Source organism: Bacillus sp. AK25, assembly GCF_048270685.1.
In the GTDB taxonomy this organism is placed as follows: domain Bacteria; phylum Bacillota; class Bacilli; order Bacillales; family Bacillaceae; genus Bacillus; species Bacillus altitudinis.
This window is the reverse complement of the sequence record NZ_JBLUWC010000001.1, coordinates 2,608,835-2,630,782: the sequence shown is the minus strand read 5'-3', so window position 1 is coordinate 2,630,782 and position 21,948 is coordinate 2,608,835. Positions and strand designations below refer to the sequence as shown.

Below are 21,948 nucleotides of genomic sequence, written 5' to 3'. Positions count from 1 at the left end.
AGGAGGAATGGAAAAATGAATTGGGAAGCAGAAGTCATACGAAAAAAAGACAGTTTGATTCAGGATACACAATCTTTTTTACAAATTGAAAGTGTCTTGGATGAAGAAGGCGGCACAGAAGGAAAACCGTTCGGTGAAAAAGTGGATGAGGCTCTTCAGTATATGCTCAAAAAAGGGCAGGACGAGGGCTTCAAAGTGAAAAATGTTGATGGTTATGCTGGTCATATTGAATATGGAGAAGGCGAAGATATCGTCGGTGTGCTATGTCATGTGGATGTCGTGCCTGCGGGAGACGACTGGACAACCCCGCCATTTTCAGCGGACATAAGAGAAAATAAAATCTTTGCAAGAGGAGCCATTGATGATAAAGGGCCGACCATGGCGGCGTTTTACGCATTGAAAATGTTAAAAGATGCCGGTCTGCCGCTGTCGAAAAAGATTCGAATCATCATTGGCACAGATGAAGAAAGCGATTGGCGCTGCGTCGATCACTATTTCAAGCATGAGGCGATGCCACAAATTGGCTTTGCGCCAGATGCTGATTTTCCAATTATTCATGCTGAAAAAGGGATCATAGATGCCATCGTATCCTTTACATACGAACAATCAGAAGAAAACAAACGTTACATCCTCAAGCAATTCACATCAGGCATGCGTCTCAATATGGTCCCAGATGAGGCTCGCGCGATTGTGGCAGCAGCAAATGATCACGATGCTGAAGCCTTAAAAACGGCTTTTGCAGCCTATCTTGCGGAAAATCAGTTAACCGGTGAGACAAACCATACAGCAGATGGACTGACATTCACATTAAAAGGTGTATCAGTTCATGCAATGGAGCCGGCGAATGGCACAAATGCGGGCATTCATATGGCGAATTTCTTATGTGCGCATGAATTAGATGAAAGAGGGCTCGCTTTTACATCACAAATTAATGCCTTATTTGATCAAGACACAAGAGGACAAAAACTCGGCATCGCTTGTAAAGATGATATTAGTGGTGACTTGACCTTGAATGTTGGCACAATCCGCTATTCGCAAAACGAAGAAGCGAAGCTTGGACTGAATGTCCGCTATCCCGTAACAGCGGACGGTGAGGAAGTCAAAAAAGGGATTGAACGAATAAAAGGGGCAACGATTGAGAAATTTGATGACAGTCCCCCTCATCATGTCTCAAAAGACCATCCACTTGTGAAAACATTACAGCGTGTCTACGAAGAACAAACAGGAGATCCTGCCCATCTTATTGCGATTGGGGGAGGAACGTATGCAAGGTCATTAGAAGCAGGTGTTGCCTTTGGCCCTCTATTCCCTGGAAGACCTGATTGCGCACACCAAAAGGATGAATATATCGAAATCGATGATTTACTACGAGCAACTGCGCTATATGCACAAGCCATGTATGAATTGGCGAAATAAAAAAGGAAAGAGAAGAGGGGATTCACCGTGAAAAAAATGTTCTTATGCTCTTCATTCAAAGATAGCTATTCTCTCTTGTCTGACTTTGCAGGCGACACCTTAAAAGGAAAAAGTGTGACATTCATTCCGGTAGCCAGTGAAGTGGAAGAAGTCACGCACTATGTCGATGCAGCAAAAGAAGCCTTTCATCAATTAGAAATGCGTGTAGAGACTGTTCAGCTGACCGGGCAAACAGTTCAAGAGATCACACAGATCATTAGGAAGAATGATGTCATGTATGTATCTGGCGGCAATACCTTTTATTTGCTGCAAGAATTAAGAAAGCACGGGCTCGATCGTGTATTGAAAGAAGAGATCGGCAAAGGCAAGCTGTATATCGGAGAATCTGCGGGGAGTATTATCATGGGACCAAGCATTGAATACATCTCACTGATGGATGATCAGGAGAAAGCGCCAGAATTATCTTCCTTTGAAGGATTCGATGAGATTAGCAGCTATCCGGTACCGCATATAAACAATCCTTATTTAGGTGAAGCCGCGCAGCACATCATAGAGAAAGATCAAAATACGCTCTCTTTATGCCCGCTCACTGATGAACAAGTTTTACTTGTGACAGGCGAACAGACTGAGGTCAAGACGGTCTGAGTTGTTCCTTTCAGCGTGTAGACAAACCCTCGCATTCTTTGTCAGTCCTGCGCGCTGGTACTCACGAATGTCAAATTCGCTCCGTGCCAGTGCTCGTCCTTCCTAGACTTCAAAGGTTTTCTATCACGCTGAAAAGAAGACAAAGGGCTAAAATCAAGTTCATTTTAGCCCTTTGTCAACAATCTGAAAGGAACAGGAGCATATACCCTGTTCCTTTTTTAATCTTGAAACACATCACTTGATAAATAACGTTCACCCGTGTCTGCTGTCATACAAATGACAATGTGATCCTTTGGCATTTGCTTGGCTGCTTCAATCGCTGCATAGCATGCCGCACCAGATGATGGACCGACTAAAATACCTTCAAGACGGGCGAGCTTTCGTGTGATGTCGTAAGCATCTTCATCACTCACTTGCACAATCTCATCATACACCTGTTCGTTTAAAATATGTGGGATAAATCCTGGACTTGTGCCAACAAGCTTATGTTTGCCAGGTTTCCCGCCTGATAAAACAGGAGACCCCTTTGGCTCTGCCACATGTATCGTCAATTCCGGGAATGCTTTTTTGAGTTCCTCTCCAGTGCCTGTAATGGTTCCGCCCGTTCCAGCAGTTGCGACAAAAGCGGCAAGCGGCTGCCCGATCTGTTGCACTGCATCGATAATTTCTACAGCCGTTGTCCCTCTATGAGCATCGGGGTTCGCACCGTTGTCAAATTGCATGGGAATAAAGCTGTTAGGAATTTGAGCAGCTAATTCTTCTGCCTTGCGAATACAGCCTGGCATTTTTTCCTCCCCTGGGGTTAAAACGACCTGTGCGCCGTATGCCTTTAAAATATTGATTCTTTCTTGGGTCATCGTGTCAGGCATGATCAGAATGGCTTTGTAGCCTCTTGCAGCAGCGTTCATCGCTAAGCCAATTCCTGTATTCCCGCTTGTTGGTTCAATAATCGTTGCCCCTTTTGTGAGCTTTCCTTGTTTTTCTGCCTCAAGGATCATATTGTAAGCAGCCCGATCTTTTACACTTCCGCTAGGATTAAATGATTCCAGTTTTAAATAAACAGCAGCGCCATGTTCTGGCTGAAGGCGCTGTAATTTTACAAGTGGTGTATGACCTATTAATTCAGCTATATTTTGTGCAACCTTCATCATGTGACACCCTTTCTTCTCATTCCGCATTACTTTAGTTATACTATCATCAATGGGGATTCGTAAAGTTTGTTAAAAAGGACAGGTGAAGATATGACTGAAAGCCGTCATTATTTTATCGGGATTCCAATCCCTGAACAACTTGCGCATCAAATAAAAGCGGATATAGACAAGAGGAGCGGACTTTCCTTTCAAAAATGGACAGCACCCATTGATTATCATGTCACCCTTGTGTTTTTAGGTGCGATTCCAGAGGACCGTTTAAATAAGATTTCTGAGCTACTTGCACAGCTGTCTCATGAGGTGTTTGCTTTCCCGCTGAAGCTGAATGAGGTAGGGGTATTTGGTCAAAAGGAGCGGCCGAGAGTCTTTTTTGCAAAGCCTAATGAAAGTAAGCCTTTGATGGATCTAAGAGAAAAGGTGAAAGCAGCCGTTTTGACAGCAGGTCATCCTGTCGAAAAGAGACCCTTTCATCCACATATGACGATTGCGCGCAAATGGAATAGAGAACAGTCCTATATAGAACAAGCGCCCTTATGGAAAGAACCATACTCGATGGAGGTTTCTAGTATCGCTTTATTTGAAATTCGTCTAAAAGAAACCCCACGTTATCACGCGTTCAAACAATTTACACTACATAAATGATTCTAGAGGTTGGAGTGAGCAGCAGATGGCGCAAATTATTAAAATCCAAGATTATATATCACGATATGAACAAGACCCGCATCATTACATCAATCAGTTTATTCGGTTGAAAAAACAAAGGTGGGACGAGTTAAAAAAGGCTTCAAAAGAGCAGGTGCAAAAGCAGGCTGACCAAGCCACCGAGCAAGCACCTGAGCAAGAGGAAGAAAAGAGAAAGAAATTCTCCTTAAAAAGAAAGCAAAAAGAAGCCGATATGAAAAAGGAACGGGACCTGAGTCTTTTTAACGAGCCAACAGATATAGAACAAGGTGTTTTTACAAACGTTCCTACCGATGAAACGAAGCTGATTCACTTTTTTAAGGATCATCTTTACGATGTTCAATTAAAATGGGCCAGCTCGACGATCTCTCATATTTCAACTGTCTCTCACCACATTCGATATGATGAAAAGCTGCGGATGCTTGCAAGGCAGCTGCCAGATTCTTATTTTGTGATGTACAAGCCGGTGTTGCTCATTCAAAAAGCTGAGATAGAATTGTGTCCAGTGCTCATTACGCCGCTTGAAGTCATCTGTTTATCTTTCTTAGAAGCAGAGCCAGACAGCGTATATATTGGATCGAAGGAACGTTTTTGGGAAAAGCGGGCGACGGGAAAAGCTGTTCAATCCGTTTTAAACCCTTGTGCAAGCCTTCTTCGCTCTGGAACTGTTGTGTCAAAAATTTTACAGCAAAGTGGTGTAGAACTTCCTGTGAAAAAAATCCTCATCAGCCGCACTTCGTATATTGATTTGCCCGAAGTTCCATTCGGGATGGAGGTTGTCGATAAGAAGAAAGCGGAGGATTGGTTTGACAAGCAGCGGAAAAACACCGCGCCGACAAAGCACCAGCAATTCAAAGCGACAAAGGCATTGCTCGCTTATGGTGAATCAGACAGCAAAAGAAGGCAGGAATGGCTCGATTAAAGACATATCAAGGTCACCAAAAAATGAGACCTGAGTGGAGCTAATATATGAATGAATGGTACTTTATCGTCAATCCAGCAGCAGGACAAGGAAAAGGACTCCGCACTTGGAGAAGCATAGAGAAAGAATTACAAAAGGTAGAGATCTCCTACAGATCGTTTCTTACCCAGCATGAAGGACATGCCGAAGTTTTGGCTAGACAGATTAGCGCTATGCAAGACGACAGATTGAAACGGTTGATCGTCATTGGTGGTGACGGTACATTTCATGAAGTACTGAATGGTTTGAAAGAAATTGATCATGTGCAGCTAAGCTTTGTCCCAGCAGGTCATTGGAATGATGCTGCGAAGGGGCTGGGCATCCAGCGTCATGATGTGATCAAAGAAGTGAGAAAACAAAAGAGGATGCTGACGAAAACATTTTCTCTCGGTTCCTTTCAAGATCATGCAGAAAGTCCGCAATCTGTTCTTTTTCTCAATCATATTGGTGTTGGTTTTGATGCGCATGTCTTGAAGAGAACGGTCCATTTTAGAGGGAAAAAGTGGCTCAACCGACTCAAACTCGGGTTTATCATCTACCCGCTGTCCTTTCTACATTCGTTATGGTCTTTCAAACCGTTTGACCTTGCTCTTTTTATTGAAAATGAGAGAAAAGTTTTTCGCCAAGTGTGGTTTGTGATTGTATGTAATCACCCATATTATGGAGGCGGGCTGGAAGCAGCGCCGGAAGCAAGTGCGAGGCAATCAGGATTTCAAACAATCGTTGTCACGGATTTGAATCCATTGAAAGTCCTCTTATTTTTAAGTGCAATGGTTTTTAAAAAGCACCTTGTAATGGAGGGAGTCACCCTTTTTCAGCATGAAGAAGCCTACTTGGAGGCAGATGAAAAAATCCTATTTCACGCTGATGGAGAAGTGATTGGCGCCACTCCAGTGTTTGTTAAGGCTAGTGAGCGATCGTTAAAATTACGTGGCTAAGAAGCAGCCAGTGTGCGCACGAGCAAAAGAAACATGAAAAAAGACTTCCCTTTTCATAAGGTTCTTGTCCTGTTTTTCTAGTTTTGCTTGACGAGTATAAGAAGGTAGCGATAAAATCTATAGGACGGCTATTGTTTAGCATCTCATTCTCAATAGCTGTCCTTTTTGTTTTTATGATCATATAAATAAAAAATAAACAGCCAATTGATCTCAATCGGCTGAATTTTGTCGACTAAAAAAGCATGATTTAAAATATTTTAAGAAATGATGGGTTGAAAATTGATATGAACTGGTTGGGACAAATATTAGGTAGCGAATGGCACATCTCTCCTGCTGGAGGCGCTACGGGAGATGCGTACTTCGCAACACACAATGACCAAAAGCTATTTTTAAAACGCAATACGTCACCGTTTCTTGCGGTTTTGTCAGCTGAAGGCATTGTGCCGAAGCTTGTCTGGACAAAACGGATGGAAAATGGGGATGTCATCACTGCGCAGCACTGGCTGAGCGGGAGAGAGCTGAAGCCAAAGGACATGAATGACCGTCCTGTAGCGGAGCAGCTAAGAAAAATTCATACATCAAAAGAGCTGCTCGATATGCTGAAACGATTAGAAAAGCACTCGCTTGACCCGGCATCGATCTTGATGCATCTCAAGGCATCGATCTTAAAAGAGCAGATTGACTCGCATGATATCACGCGTGCCATCCAGTATTTAGAGAAACATGTGGAGGCAGTTCATTACGAGGATAAGGTCGTATGCCATTGTGACCTCAACCATAATAATTGGCTGCTGACAGATGAAAACCAGCTCTATTTAATTGATTGGGACGGGGCAATGATTGCGGATCCAGCGATTGATCTTGGACCGCTCTTATACCATTATGTTGAAGAAGAGAACTGGGAAAGCTGGCTCTCTATGTATGGTGCTCCGCTGACCGACAACTTGCGAAAACGCATGGCATGGTATGTGCTGGCTGAAACCGTCTCGTTTGTCGTTTGGCATAAAAGAAAAGGAAATGAAAAGGCGCAAAAAGAAGTGCAAGCCGAGCTACATGCACTCTTAAAACGGTTAAACATCCATTAAGACAGTGGAATGTTCTCGACCCAGTTAGATAGATGAGATTGATGCGCTTCGATATGTGCATCAATTGAACTGACAGAGGTGCCTTTTTGGCTGTAATCATAAATATCGGTTAGTAGCTGACGAACGTCAGCATCCAAATCTTCTTTTGCCAGCATTAATTGAATCACGCGTCCCACCTGTTCATATTCTGCAACAGTCCCGCAGCAATCCAGCTGGTGATCAGTTAAAATATCTTTGATTAATTGAAGCTGATGTTGGCGGTTTAATCCCATACGTATGCTCCTTTCAAGGCGTGTCATTTATGTGATTAAACTGTGCATTCAGCTTTGATTTTATACATGAAGCAGACCAGCCCAATTAGCAGCTGGTCTTTTTCATATGTGCGGATAAGATGCTGTCTTGCGGCTCTTTATGTTTCATGGTATCTTGATAAAATGTAAAGAAAATAGAGGTGTATCAAATTGAGAATGCGACATAAACCGTGGGCGGATGATTATTTAGCTGAAAATGCTCATATTGCTTTAGCCAACCCTGAACAATACAAAGGGAAATGGCATGAGCTGTTTGAAAATGATCATCCAATCCATATCGAAGTCGGTACAGGAAAAGGGAGCTTTATTGCCGGAATGGGCAAGCTTCATCCTGAGATAAACTATATCGGCATTGAATTATTTAAAAGTGTCATTGTGACGGCAGTCGATAAAATCAAAGAAACAGATGTAGAAAACGTAAAGCTTCTAAACATCAACGCAGAGACACTGACAGATGTCTTTGCGGAAAATGAGATTGACCGGGTGTATTTGAACTTCTCTGATCCGTGGCCAAAATCAAGGCATGAAAAACGTAGGTTGACGTTTAAAGCCTTTTTAAAGCGATATGAACAGATCCTCCGTCCAGGCGGTGAATTACATTTCAAAACCGATAACCGCGGACTATTTGAATATTCCTTGAAAAGCTTTTCGTCTTACGGACTCCTTTTAACGTATGTGAGCCTTGATTTACATGAGGATGGTCTCGAAGGAAATGTCATGACAGAATATGAAGAGAAATTCTCTTCCATGGGACAACCGATCTATCGATCAGAAGTAAAATTCCCTGAATAACAAGCGAACAAAGCTGGCTGCAACGAACGATTGCAGTCAGCTTTTTTGATGAAAAGATTAGTACATGCGATTTTTCTTTGTATTTGCTACGATAGAAAAAGGAGGGATGACAGCAATGGAGACAATGAAAATAGGCGAAATGGAACTGTTCTGGTTAAATGGGGGAGATACACACATGGATGGCGGTGCCATGTTTGGCGTGGTGCCAAAGCCATTATGGTCAAAGAAATACCCTGTGAATGATCGAAATCAAATTGAATTACGGTGTGATCCAATGCTCATACGGTGGAACGGTCTTCATCTGTTAGTAGATTCCGGCATCGGGTCAGGGAAGCTGACAGAGAAACAAAAACGCAATTATGGCGTCACAGAGGAAACGAAAATAGAAGAATCACTTGCGGCTCTCGGTTTGCGCCCATCTGATATAGATTACGTCTTAATGACTCATCTGCATTTTGATCATGCAAGCGGGCTGACAAAACGTGAAGGCGAAGAGCTCGTGTCTGTTTTTCAACAGGCAAAAATCATCACGTCCAAAATTGAATGGGACGAAATGAGAGCGCCGAACATCCGCTCAAGAAATACATATTGGAAAGAAAACTGGGAGCCTGTTGCCGATCAAGTCATGACATTTGAAGATAGCATTGAAGTAACAGAAGGCATTCGCCTGCATCATACAGGTGGACATAGCGATGGGCATAGCATCTTAACGCTCACAAGTCAGGGAGAAACAGCTATTCATTTAGCGGATATCATGCCGACACACGCTCATAAAAACCCGCTATGGGTCTTGGCATACGATGATTATCCAATGACCTCGATCCCGGCGAAGCAAAAATGGCAGGCATTTGCCGAAGAAAACAATGCATGGTACTTGTTTTATCATGATGCCATCTACCGTGCTGTAAAGTGGGATGAAGACGGGGCAATGACCCATGAGGTCAAAAGAGAAACCGGAAGATAAAAGATCATCTGTATGTTTTTTCGCCTTTCACACAAAATAACGACAAAATGAACTTGTGAAAGGAAGAGTGCAGGTGAATCAATTTTATCGTGTACATGGTGATGTCATCGAGACACCGTTAAGAGGGATCGAGGTCATGTCTGTCCCTTATTTAAACAAAGGGGTCGCATTTACAAAGGAAGAGCGGGAAGAGCTTGGGTTAAAGGGATTTCTGCCGCCGAAGGTGTTAACACTAGAAGATCAAGCAAAGCGTGCATATGAACAGTTCAAAGCACAGCCAGACGCACTTGGGAAAAACGTTTATTTAACTGCGCTTCATGACAGAAATGAAGTGCTCTTTTATAAATTATTAAATGAGCATTTGGCAGAAATGCTGCCGATTGTTTACACACCGACCGTAGGAACAGCGATTCAGCGTTACAGCCACGAGTATAGAAAGCCAAGAGGAATTTATTTATCCATTGATGATCTAGAAGGAATGGAAGAAATTTTTGCATCTTACGGAGTGGATGAATCAATTGATCTCATTGTCGCAACAGATGCAGAAGGAATTTTAGGCATCGGTGACTGGGGTGTTGGCGGAATCGCCATTTCAGTCGGGAAGCTGGCTGTTTATACAGCCGCAGCAGGTATTGATCCTAGCCGCGTACTGGCAGTGGTGCTTGATGCTGGGACCAACCAGGAAAGCCTTTTAAATGATCCGCTTTATGTGGGAAATCAGCACTCCCGCGTTCGAGGAGAGCGCTATGATCAGTTTATTGATCAATATGTTGAGCTTGCCCGTGCGACTTTTCCAAATGCACTTCTTCACTGGGAAGACTTCGGTACAAAAAATGCGCGCGCCATTTTGGAAAAATATAAGGACCGTATTTGTACGTTTAATGATGATATTCAAGGAACTGGAGCCGTCTCACTTGCTGCCGTTCTGGCTTGTGCAAAAGCATCGAAGGTTCCGCTGAAAGATCACCGAATCGTGATCTTTGGAGCAGGTACAGCAGGGATTGGTATAGCCGAGCAAATTCGTGATGCCATCGTGCGAGATGGTGTCAAAGAAGAGGAATCATATGATCATTTCTGGTGTATTGATAAAACGGGATTGCTCACAGATGATTCACCCGATATTCAGCCATTCCAAAAGCCGTATGCAAGACGTTCTGATGAAGTGAAGGATTATGCACGTAATGGTCCAAAGCATTCCATTGATTTGTTAGAGGTCGTGAAGCAGGCGAAACCTACGATCTTAATTGGTACCTCAACTGTAGGTGGGGCATTTACAGAGGAAATTGTGAAAGAAATGGCGTCACATGTAGAGCGGCCAGCGATTTTACCGATGTCTAACCCGACTCCTCTTTCAGAGGCAAAGCCGGAAGATCTCATTGAGTGGACAGAAGGACGTGCGCTTGTCACAACTGGAAGTCCGTTTGATCCAGTAGAATATGGGGGCGTGACATATGAAATTGGGCAGGCAAATAATGCCCTCGTGTTTCCAGGGCTTGGTCTTGGAACGATTGTGTGTAAAGCCCGCCTCATGACAGACAGCATGTTTGTTGCGAGTGCTGAAGCGATTGCGAGCATGGTCAATGTCGGAAAACCGGGTGCTGCGATGCTTCCAAGTGTTGATCAGCTCCGAACAGTTTCAGCGACAGTGGCTGTCCGTGTGGCACAAGCAGCGATTGACGAAGGAATTGCGGAAGAAACCCCTGATGATCTCATTCAGGCTGTACAAGACGCCATGTGGCACCCTGTATACAAAAAAATCAAAGCCATCTAAAAAAAGCTTCGCAAGGACTTGTCTTTGCGAAGCTTTCTTATTAAGCAACAGAATCAATGACATCAACGATCATGCCTGTTTTTGCATCAATCATGACTTCATACTGCTCAAGTTCGCCAAAGGCGGAGCGTGTAATGCCAGATTTGTACACATCAATCGTTTCACCATTTACGGTATACGGTTCTGGTACAGTATAAATCCAAGAGCCATCAATCGGGCCGCGCTGTTTAAAAGCGGATTTCACAATTTTTAACGCTTTTTCAGACGAGATATACGTCGGGAAAAAGACTTTCTTTGCAACAATTGCAGCGGCTACGCCAATACTTGCACCAATCAGAACATGTTTTAACTTCAACGTGCTGCACCTCCGTATTGCTGTTTTTTCCATTATACAAAACTTGTCCAGCGATGTTAAGAAATCCGAATACTTGAAAGCATATTCAAAATTTCTGGAGAGATACTTGGAAAACCGAAAGAATTCTTATAGTATAAAGTGAGTGTTATTTTTATAGGAATTTATATGGTCATTACATAGAAATGAGGGTAACTGTCAAATGAACGAAGAAACAATGTCGCTTTTCCGAAATTTAACAGAACTACAAGGAACTCCAGGTAATGAGCACCATGTGCGTGCTTTTATGAAAAAGGAACTTGAGAAATATTCCGATGAACTCATACAGGATCGTCTTGGCGGAGTGTTTGGTGTCCGCAAAGGCCCAGAGAACGCGCCGAAGATTATGGTGGCTGGTCATATGGATGAAGTCGGCTTTATGGTGTCATCCATTACGAAAAACGGAATGATTCGTTTTCAAACACTTGGCGGCTGGTGGAGTCAAGTGATGCTTGCGCAGCGTGTGGATGTTCATACGGATCACGGGCCAATTCCGGGCGTTGTATCGAGCACACCTCCTCACCTTCTGACACCAGAACAAAAAAGCAAACCAGTAAAACCGTCAGATATGCTGATTGATATTGGTGCAGATAGTGAAGAAGAAGCGAAAGAGCTTGGGGTTCGCCCAGGGCAGCAAATCGTTCCTGCAACGGTCTTTACCCCAATGGCCAACCCGAAAAAGATTTTAGCCAAAGCTTGGGATAACCGCTATGGGTGCGGACTTGCTATTGAATTATTAAAAGAATTAAAACACGAAGCTCTTTCATGTCAGCTATATTCAGGCGCAACCGTCCAAGAGGAAGTAGGGCTCAGAGGGGCTGAGGTAGCTGCGAATATGATTCAGCCTGATCTGTTCTTTGCTCTAGATGCGAGTCCCGCAAATGATGTGACGGGAGACAAATCACAATTTGGCCAGCTTGGAAAAGGTGCACTTCTTCGTATTTATGATCGCACGATGATTACGCACCGAGGCATGAGAGAATTTGTCCTCGATACAGCCGAAACAAACAATATTCCATATCAATATTTCGTATCGCCAGGCGGTACGGATGCTGGACGTGTCCATATCTCAAATCAAGGTGTACCGTCTGCTGTTATTGGTGTATGTGCGCGTTACATTCATACAAGTCACTCTGTCTTGCATGTGGATGATTATGCAGCGGCAAAAGAATTAATTGTTCGTCTTGTGAAAAATTGTGATCAAAGCACGGTGGATTCGATTTATCAACAAGTGTAAACGATAAGAAAAAGGCTGTCTCATTAAGAGCACAGCCTTTTTCTTATTCCTGTTCAAACACGTATGACAACGCCTTAATCGCTTGATTCACTGTTTCGACAGTGATATTTGCTTTGTTTGATAGTTCCTTTAGGGGATGATGTAATTCTTTAGGACGAATCAAAATAAGGGGTTTTCCTTTGGCGATGGCAGAAGAAGCATCCATTGCCGTGTTCCACTGTTTATATTTCTCACCAAAGCGGGCGATGACGACGTCTGCCTTATTTAATAATAGTTCGGTGCGGAAATTGTTCAAATCAGAAGCCGCATCGTCTTTCAAGATGGCATTTGGCTGCCCACCTAAAATATCTTCTCCGATGTTATCTGATCGGTCATGATTCTCCATTGGACCAACAAACGTCACTGGGAGTTTCAACGACTGGCTTTTTTCCTTAATTTCATCGCGCCACTGGCTATGAATTTCTCCAGCTAAATAAACCGTTAATTGCATAACAATCTCCTCCTTGTGCACAAACTTAGTAAAGGTTTGCCCTGTTTCTTTTCATGTTACACAAGAAGTGCTTGATAAAGCAAAAAAAATATGATTATGATATTCATGGTAGAGACTATTTTTCATCGTAAGAAGACTACATATAATGGGAAGGACAGGCCTCTTCGTCTTTCCTATGAGAAAGCAGGAAGACGACGTTGATGACTTATTTAAAAAGAAAGGGTATTTCCCTTTCGCCAAAGGTGTATTTTATTGATGCACTCTCTTATATGGCTCTAGGTCTATTTGCTACATTAGTGGTAGGGCTGATTTTAAAAACAGCAGGCGGCCTGTTATCATTTCCTCTCATCGTGGAAATGGGAACGCTCGCTATGGGGCTGATGGGACCAGCAATTGGCGTAGCGGTTGCTTATCGCTTAAACGCTTCTCCTTTAATTATTTTCGCAAGTGTTGTTTCAGGTGCCGCTGGAGCAGAGCTTGGGGGACCTGCTGGAAGCTTCGTGGCTGCTCTCATTGGTGTGGAATTAGGCAAACTGATCAGTGGTGAGACAAGAATTGATATTATTTTAACGCCGCTTGTGACCATTATCACAGGTTTTCTCACCGCTGCTTTCATCGGCCCTGGGATTCAGGCGGTGATGACAGGGCTCGGCAGGCTGATCGTATGGGGGACTGACCAAAGTCCACTCATCATGGGCATGCTGGTTGCAACCATTGTTGGACTTGCTCTTAGCTCACCGATTTCAAGTGCTGCGCTTGCGCTGATGCTTGATTTAAGCGGTCTTGCTGCTGGTGCGGCAACGATTGGCTGCTGTGCGCAGATGGTCGGCTTTGCTGCTGCAGGATTTAGAGAAAATCGTTTTGGCGGTCTTGCTGCGGTAGGCATTGGAACATCAAAACTACAGCTGCCGAACATTGTGAAAAATCCGCTCATTCTCATTCCGCCGACGATTGCAGGACTGATTCTTGCGCCAATTGGTATTATTGGCTTTGGGATGGTCAATAATGCGGCAGGAGCGGGTATGGGAACGAGCGGTCTTGTCGGCCAGCTCATGACACTCACAGTCATGGGATTTCATCCATCCGTTTTCCTCGCAATTGCTCTTTTGCATATCGTTGGCCCGGCAGTGATTAGTTTGGTAGTATCAGAATGGATGAGAAAGAAAGGCTATATACAATTCGGAGATTTAAGTATACAAACTGGAGGAATCAAACATGAAAAAAATTGAATCAAACGAAGAATTACAAAAAGTGATTCAAGAAGACTTAACCGTATTACTATTTTCAGCTGACTGGTGCCCTGACTGCACATTTATTGAGCCGTTTTTGCCAGAGCTTGAAGCAAACTATCCAGAATTTGAATACTTCTATGTGGATAGAGATCAGTTCATCGACACTTGTGCAGAGTGGGAAATTTACGGAATTCCAAGCTTTTTAGTCTTTAAAAACGGACAAGAGATCAACCGTTTTGTCAGCAAAGATCGTAAGACAAAGGAAGAGATTGAAGCATTTTTAACAGATTCTCTTTCTAAATAACGAAAGGAGAGTCTTATCATGGCGAAAATGACATCAAGACAGCTTGCCAATCAATTGAAAAGCCGTCTGACGAACGACAGCTGGACCCACCAGTTTGACAGGGAAAAAGATACGCTTCGTGTGGAAGATAAACATACAGGAAAGGGCATCACGCTTGAGCTCCCGCCGATTATTGCAAAGTGGGAAGTAAAGCCTGATGAAACACTGGATGAGATCGTTTATTATGTGAAAGAGGCGCTCAGCGCTATGAAAGGTGAAGCGCAGCACATCTCAGGCAAAGAGAAGCACATTTATCCGGTCATTCGTTCAACGTCCTTTCCAGAAACATCAAGTGATAAGATTCCGCTCGTTTTTGATGAGCATACAGCAGAGACAAGAATCTACTATGCACTTGACCTTGGAAGCACCTACAGATTAATTGACGAGAAGATGCTGCAAAAGGAAAACTGGACAAAAGAACGAATCAGAGAAACCGCAAGTTTTAACGTCCGTTCACTAAAGACTGTCGTGAAAATGGATGAAGTGGCGGGCAACCGTTTTTATTTCTTCCGTGCAAACGACGGGTACGATGCAAGCAGAATATTAAATGAATCGATTTTACAAGAATACGCGCAAAAAGTAGAGGGACAAATGGCTATTTCCGTTCCCCATCAAGATGTGTTCATCATTGCAGATGTACGCAATGAATCAGGCTATGATATTTTAGGGCAAATGTCGATGAGCTTCTTCGCCAGCGGCACGGTTCCGATTACGGCCTTGTCATTTTTATATGACGAAGGCAAGCTTGAACCGATCTTTATTCTTGCAAAAAGTAGACCAAAACAGCAGTAGAAGGGAATTTTGAAGAATGAACGTTTTTTATAATGCAGAAGGTGTCGGCGACACACTCCTTATTTCATTGAAAGATGTAACAAGAGAAGAAGTAGGTCATGAAACGTTTGGAGATGTCGTAAGAATCTTCAATCAAGACACAAAAGAAACAACAGGTTTTAATATTTTCAATGCATCTACTTACATGAAAATTGAAGAAAACGGATCTGTACCGCTTTCTGAAACGCTTGTTCAAGATATCAATGAAATTTTGAACCGCAACGGTGTCAGTGAAACATTAACAGTTGATCTATCACCTAAGTTTGTGGTCGGTTATGTGAAGGAAAAAGAAAAACATCCGAATGCAGATAAACTGAACATTTGCCAAGTAGATGTTGGCGATGAAACCTTACAAATCGTGTGCGGTGCACCAAACGTTGATCAAGGTCAATATGTTGTGGTTGCAAAGGTCGGTGCTGTGATGCCGAGCGGTTTGGTGATCAAAGATGCTGAATTAAGAGGTGTTCCTTCAAGCGGAATGATTTGTTCTGCAAAAGAATTAGATCTTCCGAATGCGCCTGCTGAAAAAGGAATCCTTGTTCTAGAAGGAAGCCACCAAGCTGGCGAACCATTTGAAGCGTAACCTCCCATAAACGGGTACAAATGAGCGAAGAATGTGTTATACCAAAAGTCACTAAGTACGTACTTAGTGACTTTTTTTCATCTACAGACAGCATGAACAGCAAAGCGTAGCACTTTTCTCGCTTTTCTGCATGAAAAAGCAATGGTATACTAAAAATCGCCCAAGAAAACGTAAGGGGAGTTAAAGTGAGTGATAAATGATGAGTTGGTTAGATAAATTTTTTAGTGTATTTTTAGGAGAAGAAAAAAAAGAAGAAAAAGCTGAGAGGCCTGAAACAGGTCCGATTGCACCAAAGCAGCCAGCTGTTGAACAGCATAAAGAATATAAAAAAGTTGAAGATACGAAAGTGTATTATGAATATCCAAAAGGCAATTTCCGCTTTCCTCTCGTTCCAGATGAACCTGCACGTGAGGCAGCAAAGCAGCAAGAAAGAAGGCGCACGCGGCCAAGTCAGCCAAAGGCAAAGCAGACGACCTATCAGCCAAAACAAACGGTGCAGCCTGATCTCAATAAAAAGCCTTTTAAACCAGAGCAAATCCCTTCACCCATCTATGGCTACCACCAGGATATGCGTCCAAAACATGCAGCAGCCAAAGAAGACACATCTTCTGTCAAAATGAAATCGGCAGAAGAAACGTCACAGCGTGTCACACTGTTATCAGAAGAAGCAGAGCGTGAACGGAATGTAAGACAGCAAATGAACATCCCGTCTATACGAAAAGAACAACGTATGGAAGACATGATGTCAGCCCAAACAGCAGAACAAGTAGAGAAGCAACCTGTCACGACCCCGCTTACTTTGCAAGAGGAACTCGCTTATCAAGATCACGTTCAATCAACGATGGAACGTTTATATGACGAGCCTTTCAGTGAGACAGAGGATCAAGATCAAGCTTTGTCACAGACCAAAGACGATCGGGAAGCATTCTTACATATGGAGCAAGCTGAAGCATCTAACGAGCCTCTAGAGATGGAGCAAGAACAGACAGTCACCATTGAACAAGAAGAGCCGATGATTCCGCTTGAAGATGATGCTCAGAAAAAAGAGAGCTTTACATTTGAAACAGCTGAAAGCCCATCACCAGCACTCGACATGGAGATAGAAAGCCCAGTAGAAGAAACTGCGATGCTGGAAGAGAAGAACATAGAGGCTATGGAGGAAAGAGCAGAGGCTGCACGGATAGAAGAAAGTCAAGTAGACGTGTCAGCGGTAGCATTTGAACAAGAAGAACCGGTGATCATACAAGATTCGCAAGATGATGATTCCCTGCCGGAAGAAAAATTAACAGATGATGAAGTCATGCCAGTTGAAGAAGCATCAGATGAATTTGCTGACTCTGGACAAGCAGAGATCGCCGGGGATATGGCAGAAGAGCTTGAGGAAACACCTGAAGAAACGCCTGAAATAAAACGTGAAGAACCAAAACCGTCTTCTCCACAGCCAAAGCGCTCAAGCGGTCAAACCTCCACCGTTCCTTTTAACGTCATGATGTTAAAAAGTGATCAGCGCGTGCAAGGACAGAAGAAAACGGCAGATGCACAAGGATATGTATTTCCGAGTTTAGCTCTTCTAGACGTTCCGCCAGCACAAAAAGAAGAGGACGGAACATGGGTGAAAGAACGGGCAGAACTGCTCAATGCCACACTGAAAAATTTCAATGTCAGAGCAAGTGTTGTTCATGTGACACAAGGTCCTTCTGTTACAAGATTTGAAGTGCATCCTGAACCAGGCGTGAAAGTGAACAAAATTACAAACCTGTCAGATGATATCAAACTCAGTTTGTCTGCAAAAGATATTCGAATCGAAGCGCCGATTCCTGGGAAGAACACGATTGGAATCGAAGTGCCGAACCTTCACAGTAAAATGGTTTTCTTAAGAGAAATGATCAGAAGCAGTGCCTTCAGAGACAATCCATCTCCATTAACGGCGGCACTCGGATTGGATATTTCCGGTCAGCCCGTTGTGGTTGATTTGCAAAAAATGCCGCACGGCTTAATTGCCGGAGCAACAGGTTCAGGGAAAAGTGTCTGTATTAATACCATTCTCGTGAGCCTGATGTTTAAAGCCTCACCTGATGAAGTGAAAATGCTGTTAATCGACCCTAAAATGGTCGAACTGGCACCGTATAATCACATTCCGCATCTTGTGAGCCCGGTTATTACTGATGCCAAGACAGCAACAGCTGCTTTGAAATGGGTAGTAGATGAAATGGAAAGACGCTACGAACTGTTTGCACACTCTGGTGTGAGAGAAATCAAACGATTTAACGAACTGGTGAAAGAAAAACAAATGGGTGAAAAACTGCCATATCTCGTCGTTGTCATTGATGAGCTGGCTGATTTAATGATGGTCGCACCAAATGAAGTCGAAGAAAGCATTTGTCGAATTGCACAAAAAGCAAGAGCATGCGGGATTCACTTACTCATTGCGACGCAAAGACCTTCTGTTGATGTCATTACAGGCCTCATTAAAGCAAACATCCCAACAAGAATTGCTTTCTCTGTTTCAAGCCAAGTGGATTCAAGAACGATCATTGATATGGCAGGTGCTGAAAAGCTTCTCGGAAAAGGAGACATGCTGTTCTTAGAAAATGGCTCTGGCAAACCGACAAGACTACAAGGGAACTTTGTATCAGATCGAGAGATTGATGAAGTGGTAGCGCATGTGAGAAAACAGCGCAAACCTGTGTTCCTTTTTGAACAGGAAGAATTGATGCTCCAAGGCTCTGCCATTACAGACGAAGATGAATTGTTTATGGACGCATGCCGGTTCGCCATCGAGCAAAATAGTGCAAGTACATCCAGTTTGCAAAGAAGGTTTAGAATTGGCTACAATCGAGCAGCAAGATTAATTGATATGATGGAACGTGAAGGAATGATCTCTGGGGCAAAAGGCAGTAAGCCAAGAGAGGTCCTCATGACACTGAGTGACTTAGAACAATTGATCTAAACAAACCACTTCATTTTTTTGATAAACATGGTATGATAGCACATAGGTGCAATTTTTGAATTGGACGCTTTTCGCATGCCTGTCTGCACGCTTTTTAACGAAAATGAGCGAAAGCAGGTGTTAGAAATGGGAAAGTTGTCGGATACTAATCATAGTTAATATTGATTAGAATAGGAAGATCGGAAAAAAATCTTTATTTGGAGCTGCGATTTGTGATCAGCTAGAGACAAAAATCACAAGTTGCAAATTGAAATGAGCGTCATATACTGTAAGTCAGATAGACGTTTGTTGGAGGTACAATTATGACTGTTTATCATTTTGTTGGAATAAAAGGGACAGGTATGAGTCCACTGGCCCAAATTCTTCATGATACTGGGTATACTGTCCAAGGATCGGATATCGAAAAACATATCTTTACACAAAAAGCATTAGAAGAACGAAATATTAAAATTCTTCCATTTGACCCAGATAATATTCAGCCAGGGATGACGGTGATTGCAGGAAATGCATTCCCAGATACACACCCTGAGATTGAGCGTGCTCTTTCTGAAGGGATTCCTGTTATTCGTTATCATAAATTTCTTGGAGAATACATGGATTCATTCACAAACGTTGCAATTACTGGTGCTCATGGTAAAACATCGACAACAGGTCTGCTTGCACATGTGATGCAAGCGGCAAAACCAACTTCCTACTTAATCGGTGATGGATCTGGAATGGGGAAAGAAAACAGCGAGTATTTTGTATTTGAAGCGTGCGAATACCGCAGACATTTCCTCAGCTACCATCCAGACTATGCGATTATGACCAATATTGATTTTGATCACCCTGATTATTTCACGGATATTGATGACGTGTTCGATGCGTTTCAAAACATGGCACTTCAAGTGAAAAAAGCCATCATCGCTTGCGGTGATGACGAGCATCTGCTCAAGATCCAAGCAAAAGTACCTGTTGTGTACTACGGATTCAATGAAGAAAATGATTTCCAAGCACGAAATGTTGTGAAAAACACAGAAGGCACCACATTTGATGTATTTGTACGTAATACGTTTTATGATACCTTCTACATTCCTGCTTACGGAAACCACAATGTCCTTAACTCATTAGCGGTCATTGCATTATGCCACTATGAGGCCATTGATGTAGAGCTCATCAAAGGTGCTTTAACGACATTTGGCGGTGTGAAACGACGCTTTAATGAAAAAGTAGTCGGTGAACAAGTCTTAATTGACGACTATGCGCACCATCCGACTGAAATTGAAGTCACGATCGAAGCAGCCCGCCAGAAGTATCCAGACCGTGATATTGTAGCAGTCTTCCAGCCGCACACTTTCACTCGTACACAGCAATTTTTAAGTGAATTTGCGGACAGTCTGAAAAAAGCAGACTATGTATACCTCTGTGATATTTTCGGTTCAGCTCGTGAAAACATTGGGAAACTAAGCATTGAAGATTTGCGGGAAAAAATTCCGCAAGCCCAATTGATTGAAGAAGAAGAGACATCTGTGCTGAAAGCACACGAAAATGCGATCTTGGTCTTTATGGGAGCAGGAGATATTCAAAAGTATCTTCGTGCTTATGAGAAAGTCGCAGTATAATTGCCTGTCAAAAAGTGCCGATTCAATCGGCGCTTTTTTATTTTGAATAAAATGTGACAAAGGGGCTAAATGTGACAAGATGTGCCGCTTTTTTTCGTTCGCTGTGGACAGGAATTGGCGAATAAGTGTAGAATTATTATTCAATCGGTCATTCTAGGCGATGTTTGAATGATACAACGAGAGGGTATTGAATTGAATATGCCCGCAGCAAAGGAGGTATCAGATGATTATTATTCTCTATTTAAGCATTGCACTCATCGCAATCGCTTTCCTCATTCTTGTCATCTACTTGTCCAAAACATTGAAATCCTTACAGCTGACATTAAAGAATGTCGCATCAACTTTAGAAGGTCTTGAAGGACAGATGCAAGGCATCACCACAGAGACAGCACAGTTGCTACATAAGACCAATCAGCTTGCTGAAGATATTCAAGACAAATCGGCAAAACTTAACACAGTTGTGGATGCGGTGCAGGGAATTGGTGGCTCGATCAACCAATTTAATACAAGCATAAAGCAGGCAGCTGGTGCGGTTTCTTCATCCGTTGAACGAAATCAAGAGAAAGTCACGGATGTGGTAAGCTGGAGTAACGCAGCACTTGAAATCTATAAAAAATGGAAACAGCGTAAACAACAATAATCAACCATTTTCGCATAGGAGGAATAATCATGAGCAAAGACGGAATCAATAGCAAAGACTTTTTGATCGGAACACTTATCGGTGGCATTATCGGTGCAACAACGGCATTATTTTTAGCACCAAAGTCAGGGAAAGAGCTTCGCGATGATTTGAACACCCAAGCGAATGCCCTAAAAGAAAAAACAGATCGTCTCACAACAGATGCAAAGGAAAAAGGCACTGAATATGTGACGATTGCGAAAGACAAAACATCTGAATTGTCTCAGCTCGTAGCAGAGCAATCAAACCAGATTTTAGACAAAGTAAAAGACATAAAAGATCGTACAGCTGGAAAAGCTAAACAAGTAAAAAGCGAAGCAGAAGATGCTGCAGCAAATATTGCAAATGAAGCTTCAGATGTAGCAGATGAAGCAAAAGTAAGAGCACAAGAAGCAAAAGCAGACATTGAAGACGGCATCAAAGATGTCAAAGCAAAAGTAGAACAATCTACGAAAGGCTAACTCGCTGCTTAAGTTAGGAAGGAGCACATCATGTCTAAACAACTCATAGAAACAGAAGAACAGTTTGATCAACTAACGAATCAAGACGGAACCTTTGTCTTTTTTAAGCACAGTTTGACATGTCCAATCAGCCAAGCTGCTTTTCAAGAGTTTGAAGCGTTTGCGTCAGAACATGAGGATGTTCCTGCTTATTTCTTGCAAATTCAAAACACAAGAGAGCTTTCATCCTATGTGACTGAAAAGTCAGGGATCAAGCACGAAAGCCCGCAGGCACTCATCTTTAGCGGTGGCAAAGTAAAGTGGCATGCTTCTCACTCAAGCATTACAAAAGAAGCGCTTGAGCATAACATGTAGAAAAACGTCAGCGATTGCTGACGTTTTTTTTATAAAAAAGGTTTACTTGCATCAAAAGTATGCTATAATCTTACACATAAT

The 21,948-nt window shown here is 42.8% G+C and carries 23 protein-coding genes; 19 read left to right on the top strand and 4 right to left on the bottom strand.

From position 1 onward, the window contains the following. Positions 1 to 15 precede the first annotated feature (15 nt). Complete coding sequence (gene pepV / locus ACNO7B_RS13610; RefSeq protein ID WP_035391082.1) at positions 16 to 1,416, top strand: dipeptidase PepV; 1,401 nt, start codon at positions 16 to 18, stop codon at positions 1,414 to 1,416. A 27-nt stretch (positions 1,417 to 1,443) separates the two neighbouring features. Then, on the top strand, positions 1,444 to 2,061 hold the full coding sequence (locus ACNO7B_RS13605) for a Type 1 glutamine amidotransferase-like domain-containing protein (RefSeq protein ID WP_410684985.1): 618 nt from the start codon (positions 1,444 to 1,446) through the stop codon (positions 2,059 to 2,061). A gap of 218 nt (positions 2,062 to 2,279) precedes the next feature. On the opposite strand, the gene cysK is transcribed toward ACNO7B_RS13605, so the two are convergent. Continuing rightward, on the bottom strand, positions 2,280 to 3,209 hold the full coding sequence (cysK, locus tag ACNO7B_RS13600; protein ID WP_056705481.1) for a cysteine synthase A: 930 nt from the start codon (positions 3,207 to 3,209) through the stop codon (positions 2,280 to 2,282). A gap of 69 nt (positions 3,210 to 3,278) precedes the next feature. On the opposite strand from cysK, the gene thpR reads away from it, so the two are divergent. From thpR to ACNO7B_RS13580, 4 genes are all read left to right on the top strand, one after another. Then, entirely contained in the window at positions 3,279 to 3,854 is a 576-nt protein-coding gene (thpR, locus tag ACNO7B_RS13595; RefSeq protein ID WP_417901618.1) for an RNA 2',3'-cyclic phosphodiesterase, read from the top strand. Between the two features lie 25 nt (positions 3,855 to 3,879). After that, a complete protein-coding gene (locus ACNO7B_RS13590) occupies positions 3,880 to 4,815 on the top strand; it encodes a hypothetical protein (protein ID WP_417901617.1) in 936 nt (311 codons plus the stop codon). Between the two features lie 47 nt (positions 4,816 to 4,862). Continuing rightward, positions 4,863 to 5,792 (top strand): YegS/Rv2252/BmrU family lipid kinase, encoded by a 930-nt coding sequence (locus ACNO7B_RS13585; protein ID WP_007501831.1) that lies wholly within the window; start codon positions 4,863 to 4,865, stop codon positions 5,790 to 5,792. Between the two features lie 284 nt (positions 5,793 to 6,076). Beyond that, the gene (locus ACNO7B_RS13580) at positions 6,077 to 6,877 is read left to right on the top strand and encodes a phosphotransferase family protein (RefSeq protein WP_170916852.1); all 801 of its coding nucleotides are present in this window, start codon (positions 6,077 to 6,079) and stop codon (positions 6,875 to 6,877) included. Here ACNO7B_RS13580 and ACNO7B_RS13575 read toward each other — a convergent pair. Continuing rightward, positions 6,874 to 7,149, bottom strand: coding sequence for a YtzH-like family protein (locus ACNO7B_RS13575; RefSeq protein ID WP_017358323.1), 276 nt, complete (start codon positions 7,147 to 7,149; stop codon positions 6,874 to 6,876). The genes ACNO7B_RS13580 and ACNO7B_RS13575 overlap by 4 nt on opposite strands. A 189-nt stretch (positions 7,150 to 7,338) precedes the next feature. On the opposite strand from ACNO7B_RS13575, the gene trmB reads away from it, so the two are divergent. The 3 genes from trmB to ACNO7B_RS13560 all read left to right on the top strand — a co-directional run bounded on the left by trmB (position 7,339) and on the right by ACNO7B_RS13560 (position 10,715). Further along, on the top strand, positions 7,339 to 7,980 hold the full coding sequence (gene trmB / locus ACNO7B_RS13570; protein WP_007501825.1) for a tRNA (guanosine(46)-N7)-methyltransferase TrmB: 642 nt from the start codon (positions 7,339 to 7,341) through the stop codon (positions 7,978 to 7,980). A 115-nt stretch (positions 7,981 to 8,095) separates the two neighbouring features. Beyond that, complete coding sequence (locus ACNO7B_RS13565) at positions 8,096 to 8,944, top strand: YtnP family quorum-quenching lactonase (RefSeq protein ID WP_286108466.1); 849 nt, start codon at positions 8,096 to 8,098, stop codon at positions 8,942 to 8,944. Between the two features lie 73 nt (positions 8,945 to 9,017). Beyond that, entirely contained in the window at positions 9,018 to 10,715 is a 1,698-nt protein-coding gene (locus ACNO7B_RS13560; protein ID WP_035391093.1) for an NAD-dependent malic enzyme, read from the top strand. Between the two features lie 40 nt (positions 10,716 to 10,755). On the opposite strand, the gene ACNO7B_RS13555 is transcribed toward ACNO7B_RS13560, so the two are convergent. Next, positions 10,756 to 11,070 carry a PepSY domain-containing protein gene (locus tag ACNO7B_RS13555; RefSeq protein ID WP_003217759.1) on the bottom strand — a complete coding sequence of 105 codons (315 nt, stop codon included), beginning with the start codon at positions 11,068 to 11,070 and terminating at the stop codon, positions 10,756 to 10,758. Positions 11,071 to 11,269: 199 nt separating this feature from the next. Between ACNO7B_RS13555 and ACNO7B_RS13550 the strand changes: the two genes are divergently transcribed. Beyond that, positions 11,270 to 12,343 (top strand): M42 family metallopeptidase, encoded by a 1,074-nt coding sequence (locus ACNO7B_RS13550; RefSeq protein WP_417901616.1) that lies wholly within the window; start codon positions 11,270 to 11,272, stop codon positions 12,341 to 12,343. A gap of 43 nt (positions 12,344 to 12,386) precedes the next feature. On the opposite strand, the gene ACNO7B_RS13545 is transcribed toward ACNO7B_RS13550, so the two are convergent. Further along, entirely contained in the window at positions 12,387 to 12,833 is a 447-nt protein-coding gene (locus tag ACNO7B_RS13545; protein WP_007501817.1) for a YtoQ family protein, read from the bottom strand. 200 nt (positions 12,834 to 13,033) lie between these two features. Between ACNO7B_RS13545 and ACNO7B_RS13540 the strand changes: the two genes are divergently transcribed. The 9 genes from ACNO7B_RS13540 (at position 13,034) to ytxJ (ending at position 21,867) form a co-directional block, all read left to right on the top strand. After that, positions 13,034 to 14,062, top strand: a complete 1,029-nt coding sequence (locus ACNO7B_RS13540; protein ID WP_019743715.1) for a PTS transporter subunit IIC — start codon at positions 13,034 to 13,036, stop codon at positions 14,060 to 14,062. Next, entirely contained in the window at positions 14,049 to 14,369 is a 321-nt protein-coding gene (locus ACNO7B_RS13535; RefSeq protein WP_003217665.1) for a thioredoxin family protein, read from the top strand. The genes ACNO7B_RS13540 and ACNO7B_RS13535 overlap by 14 nt, the downstream gene beginning before the upstream one ends. An 18-nt stretch (positions 14,370 to 14,387) precedes the next feature. Further along, complete coding sequence (locus ACNO7B_RS13530) at positions 14,388 to 15,200, top strand: DUF1444 domain-containing protein (protein ID WP_007501814.1); 813 nt, start codon at positions 14,388 to 14,390, stop codon at positions 15,198 to 15,200. Between the two features lie 16 nt (positions 15,201 to 15,216). Then, positions 15,217 to 15,822 carry a YtpR family tRNA-binding protein gene (gene ytpR / locus ACNO7B_RS13525; RefSeq protein ID WP_035702057.1) on the top strand — a complete coding sequence of 202 codons (606 nt, stop codon included), beginning with the start codon at positions 15,217 to 15,219 and terminating at the stop codon, positions 15,820 to 15,822. Between the two features lie 196 nt (positions 15,823 to 16,018). Beyond that, positions 16,019 to 18,772, top strand: a complete 2,754-nt coding sequence (locus ACNO7B_RS13520) for a DNA translocase FtsK (protein WP_282598420.1) — start codon at positions 16,019 to 16,021, stop codon at positions 18,770 to 18,772. A gap of 302 nt (positions 18,773 to 19,074) precedes the next feature. Next, entirely contained in the window at positions 19,075 to 20,373 is a 1,299-nt protein-coding gene (gene murC, locus ACNO7B_RS13515; protein WP_008343047.1) for a UDP-N-acetylmuramate--L-alanine ligase, read from the top strand. 223 nt (positions 20,374 to 20,596) lie between these two features. After that, on the top strand, positions 20,597 to 21,013 hold the full coding sequence (locus ACNO7B_RS13510; RefSeq protein ID WP_410684998.1) for a DUF948 domain-containing protein: 417 nt from the start codon (positions 20,597 to 20,599) through the stop codon (positions 21,011 to 21,013). 29 nt (positions 21,014 to 21,042) lie between these two features. After that, positions 21,043 to 21,513 (top strand): YtxH domain-containing protein, encoded by a 471-nt coding sequence (locus ACNO7B_RS13505; RefSeq protein ID WP_017358316.1) that lies wholly within the window; start codon positions 21,043 to 21,045, stop codon positions 21,511 to 21,513. 30 nt (positions 21,514 to 21,543) lie between these two features. Next, entirely contained in the window at positions 21,544 to 21,867 is a 324-nt protein-coding gene (gene ytxJ, locus ACNO7B_RS13500) for a bacillithiol system redox-active protein YtxJ (RefSeq protein ID WP_007501805.1), read from the top strand. The last annotated feature ends 81 nt before the right edge of the window (positions 21,868 to 21,948 follow it).

Coding starts and splice junctions, on each gene's coding strand:
- ACNO7B_RS13550 (WP_417901616.1), top strand. CDS start 11,270: ATGAACGAAGAAACAATGTCGCTTTTCCGAAATTTAACAGAACTACAA.
- ACNO7B_RS13535 (WP_003217665.1), top strand. CDS start 14,049: ATGAAAAAAATTGAATCAAACGAAGAATTACAAAAAGTGATTCAAGAA.
- ACNO7B_RS13580 (WP_170916852.1), top strand. CDS start 6,077: ATGAACTGGTTGGGACAAATATTAGGTAGCGAATGGCACATCTCTCCT.
- ACNO7B_RS13590 (WP_417901617.1), top strand. CDS start 3,880: ATGGCGCAAATTATTAAAATCCAAGATTATATATCACGATATGAACAA.
- ytxJ (WP_007501805.1), top strand. CDS start 21,544: ATGTCTAAACAACTCATAGAAACAGAAGAACAGTTTGATCAACTAACG.
- pepV (WP_035391082.1), top strand. CDS start 16: ATGAATTGGGAAGCAGAAGTCATACGAAAAAAAGACAGTTTGATTCAG.
- ytpR (WP_035702057.1), top strand. CDS start 15,217: ATGAACGTTTTTTATAATGCAGAAGGTGTCGGCGACACACTCCTTATT.
- ACNO7B_RS13520 (WP_282598420.1), top strand. CDS start 16,019: ATGATGAGTTGGTTAGATAAATTTTTTAGTGTATTTTTAGGAGAAGAA.
- cysK (WP_056705481.1), bottom strand. CDS start 3,209: ATGAAGGTTGCACAAAATATAGCTGAATTAATAGGTCATACACCACTT.
- murC (WP_008343047.1), top strand. CDS start 19,075: ATGACTGTTTATCATTTTGTTGGAATAAAAGGGACAGGTATGAGTCCA.
- ACNO7B_RS13575 (WP_017358323.1), bottom strand. CDS start 7,149: ATGGGATTAAACCGCCAACATCAGCTTCAATTAATCAAAGATATTTTA.
- ACNO7B_RS13510 (WP_410684998.1), top strand. CDS start 20,597: ATGATTATTATTCTCTATTTAAGCATTGCACTCATCGCAATCGCTTTC.
- ACNO7B_RS13540 (WP_019743715.1), top strand. CDS start 13,034: ATGACTTATTTAAAAAGAAAGGGTATTTCCCTTTCGCCAAAGGTGTAT.
- ACNO7B_RS13565 (WP_286108466.1), top strand. CDS start 8,096: ATGGAGACAATGAAAATAGGCGAAATGGAACTGTTCTGGTTAAATGGG.
- ACNO7B_RS13505 (WP_017358316.1), top strand. CDS start 21,043: ATGAGCAAAGACGGAATCAATAGCAAAGACTTTTTGATCGGAACACTT.
- ACNO7B_RS13545 (WP_007501817.1), bottom strand. CDS start 12,833: ATGCAATTAACGGTTTATTTAGCTGGAGAAATTCATAGCCAGTGGCGC.
- ACNO7B_RS13585 (WP_007501831.1), top strand. CDS start 4,863: ATGAATGAATGGTACTTTATCGTCAATCCAGCAGCAGGACAAGGAAAA.
- ACNO7B_RS13530 (WP_007501814.1), top strand. CDS start 14,388: ATGGCGAAAATGACATCAAGACAGCTTGCCAATCAATTGAAAAGCCGT.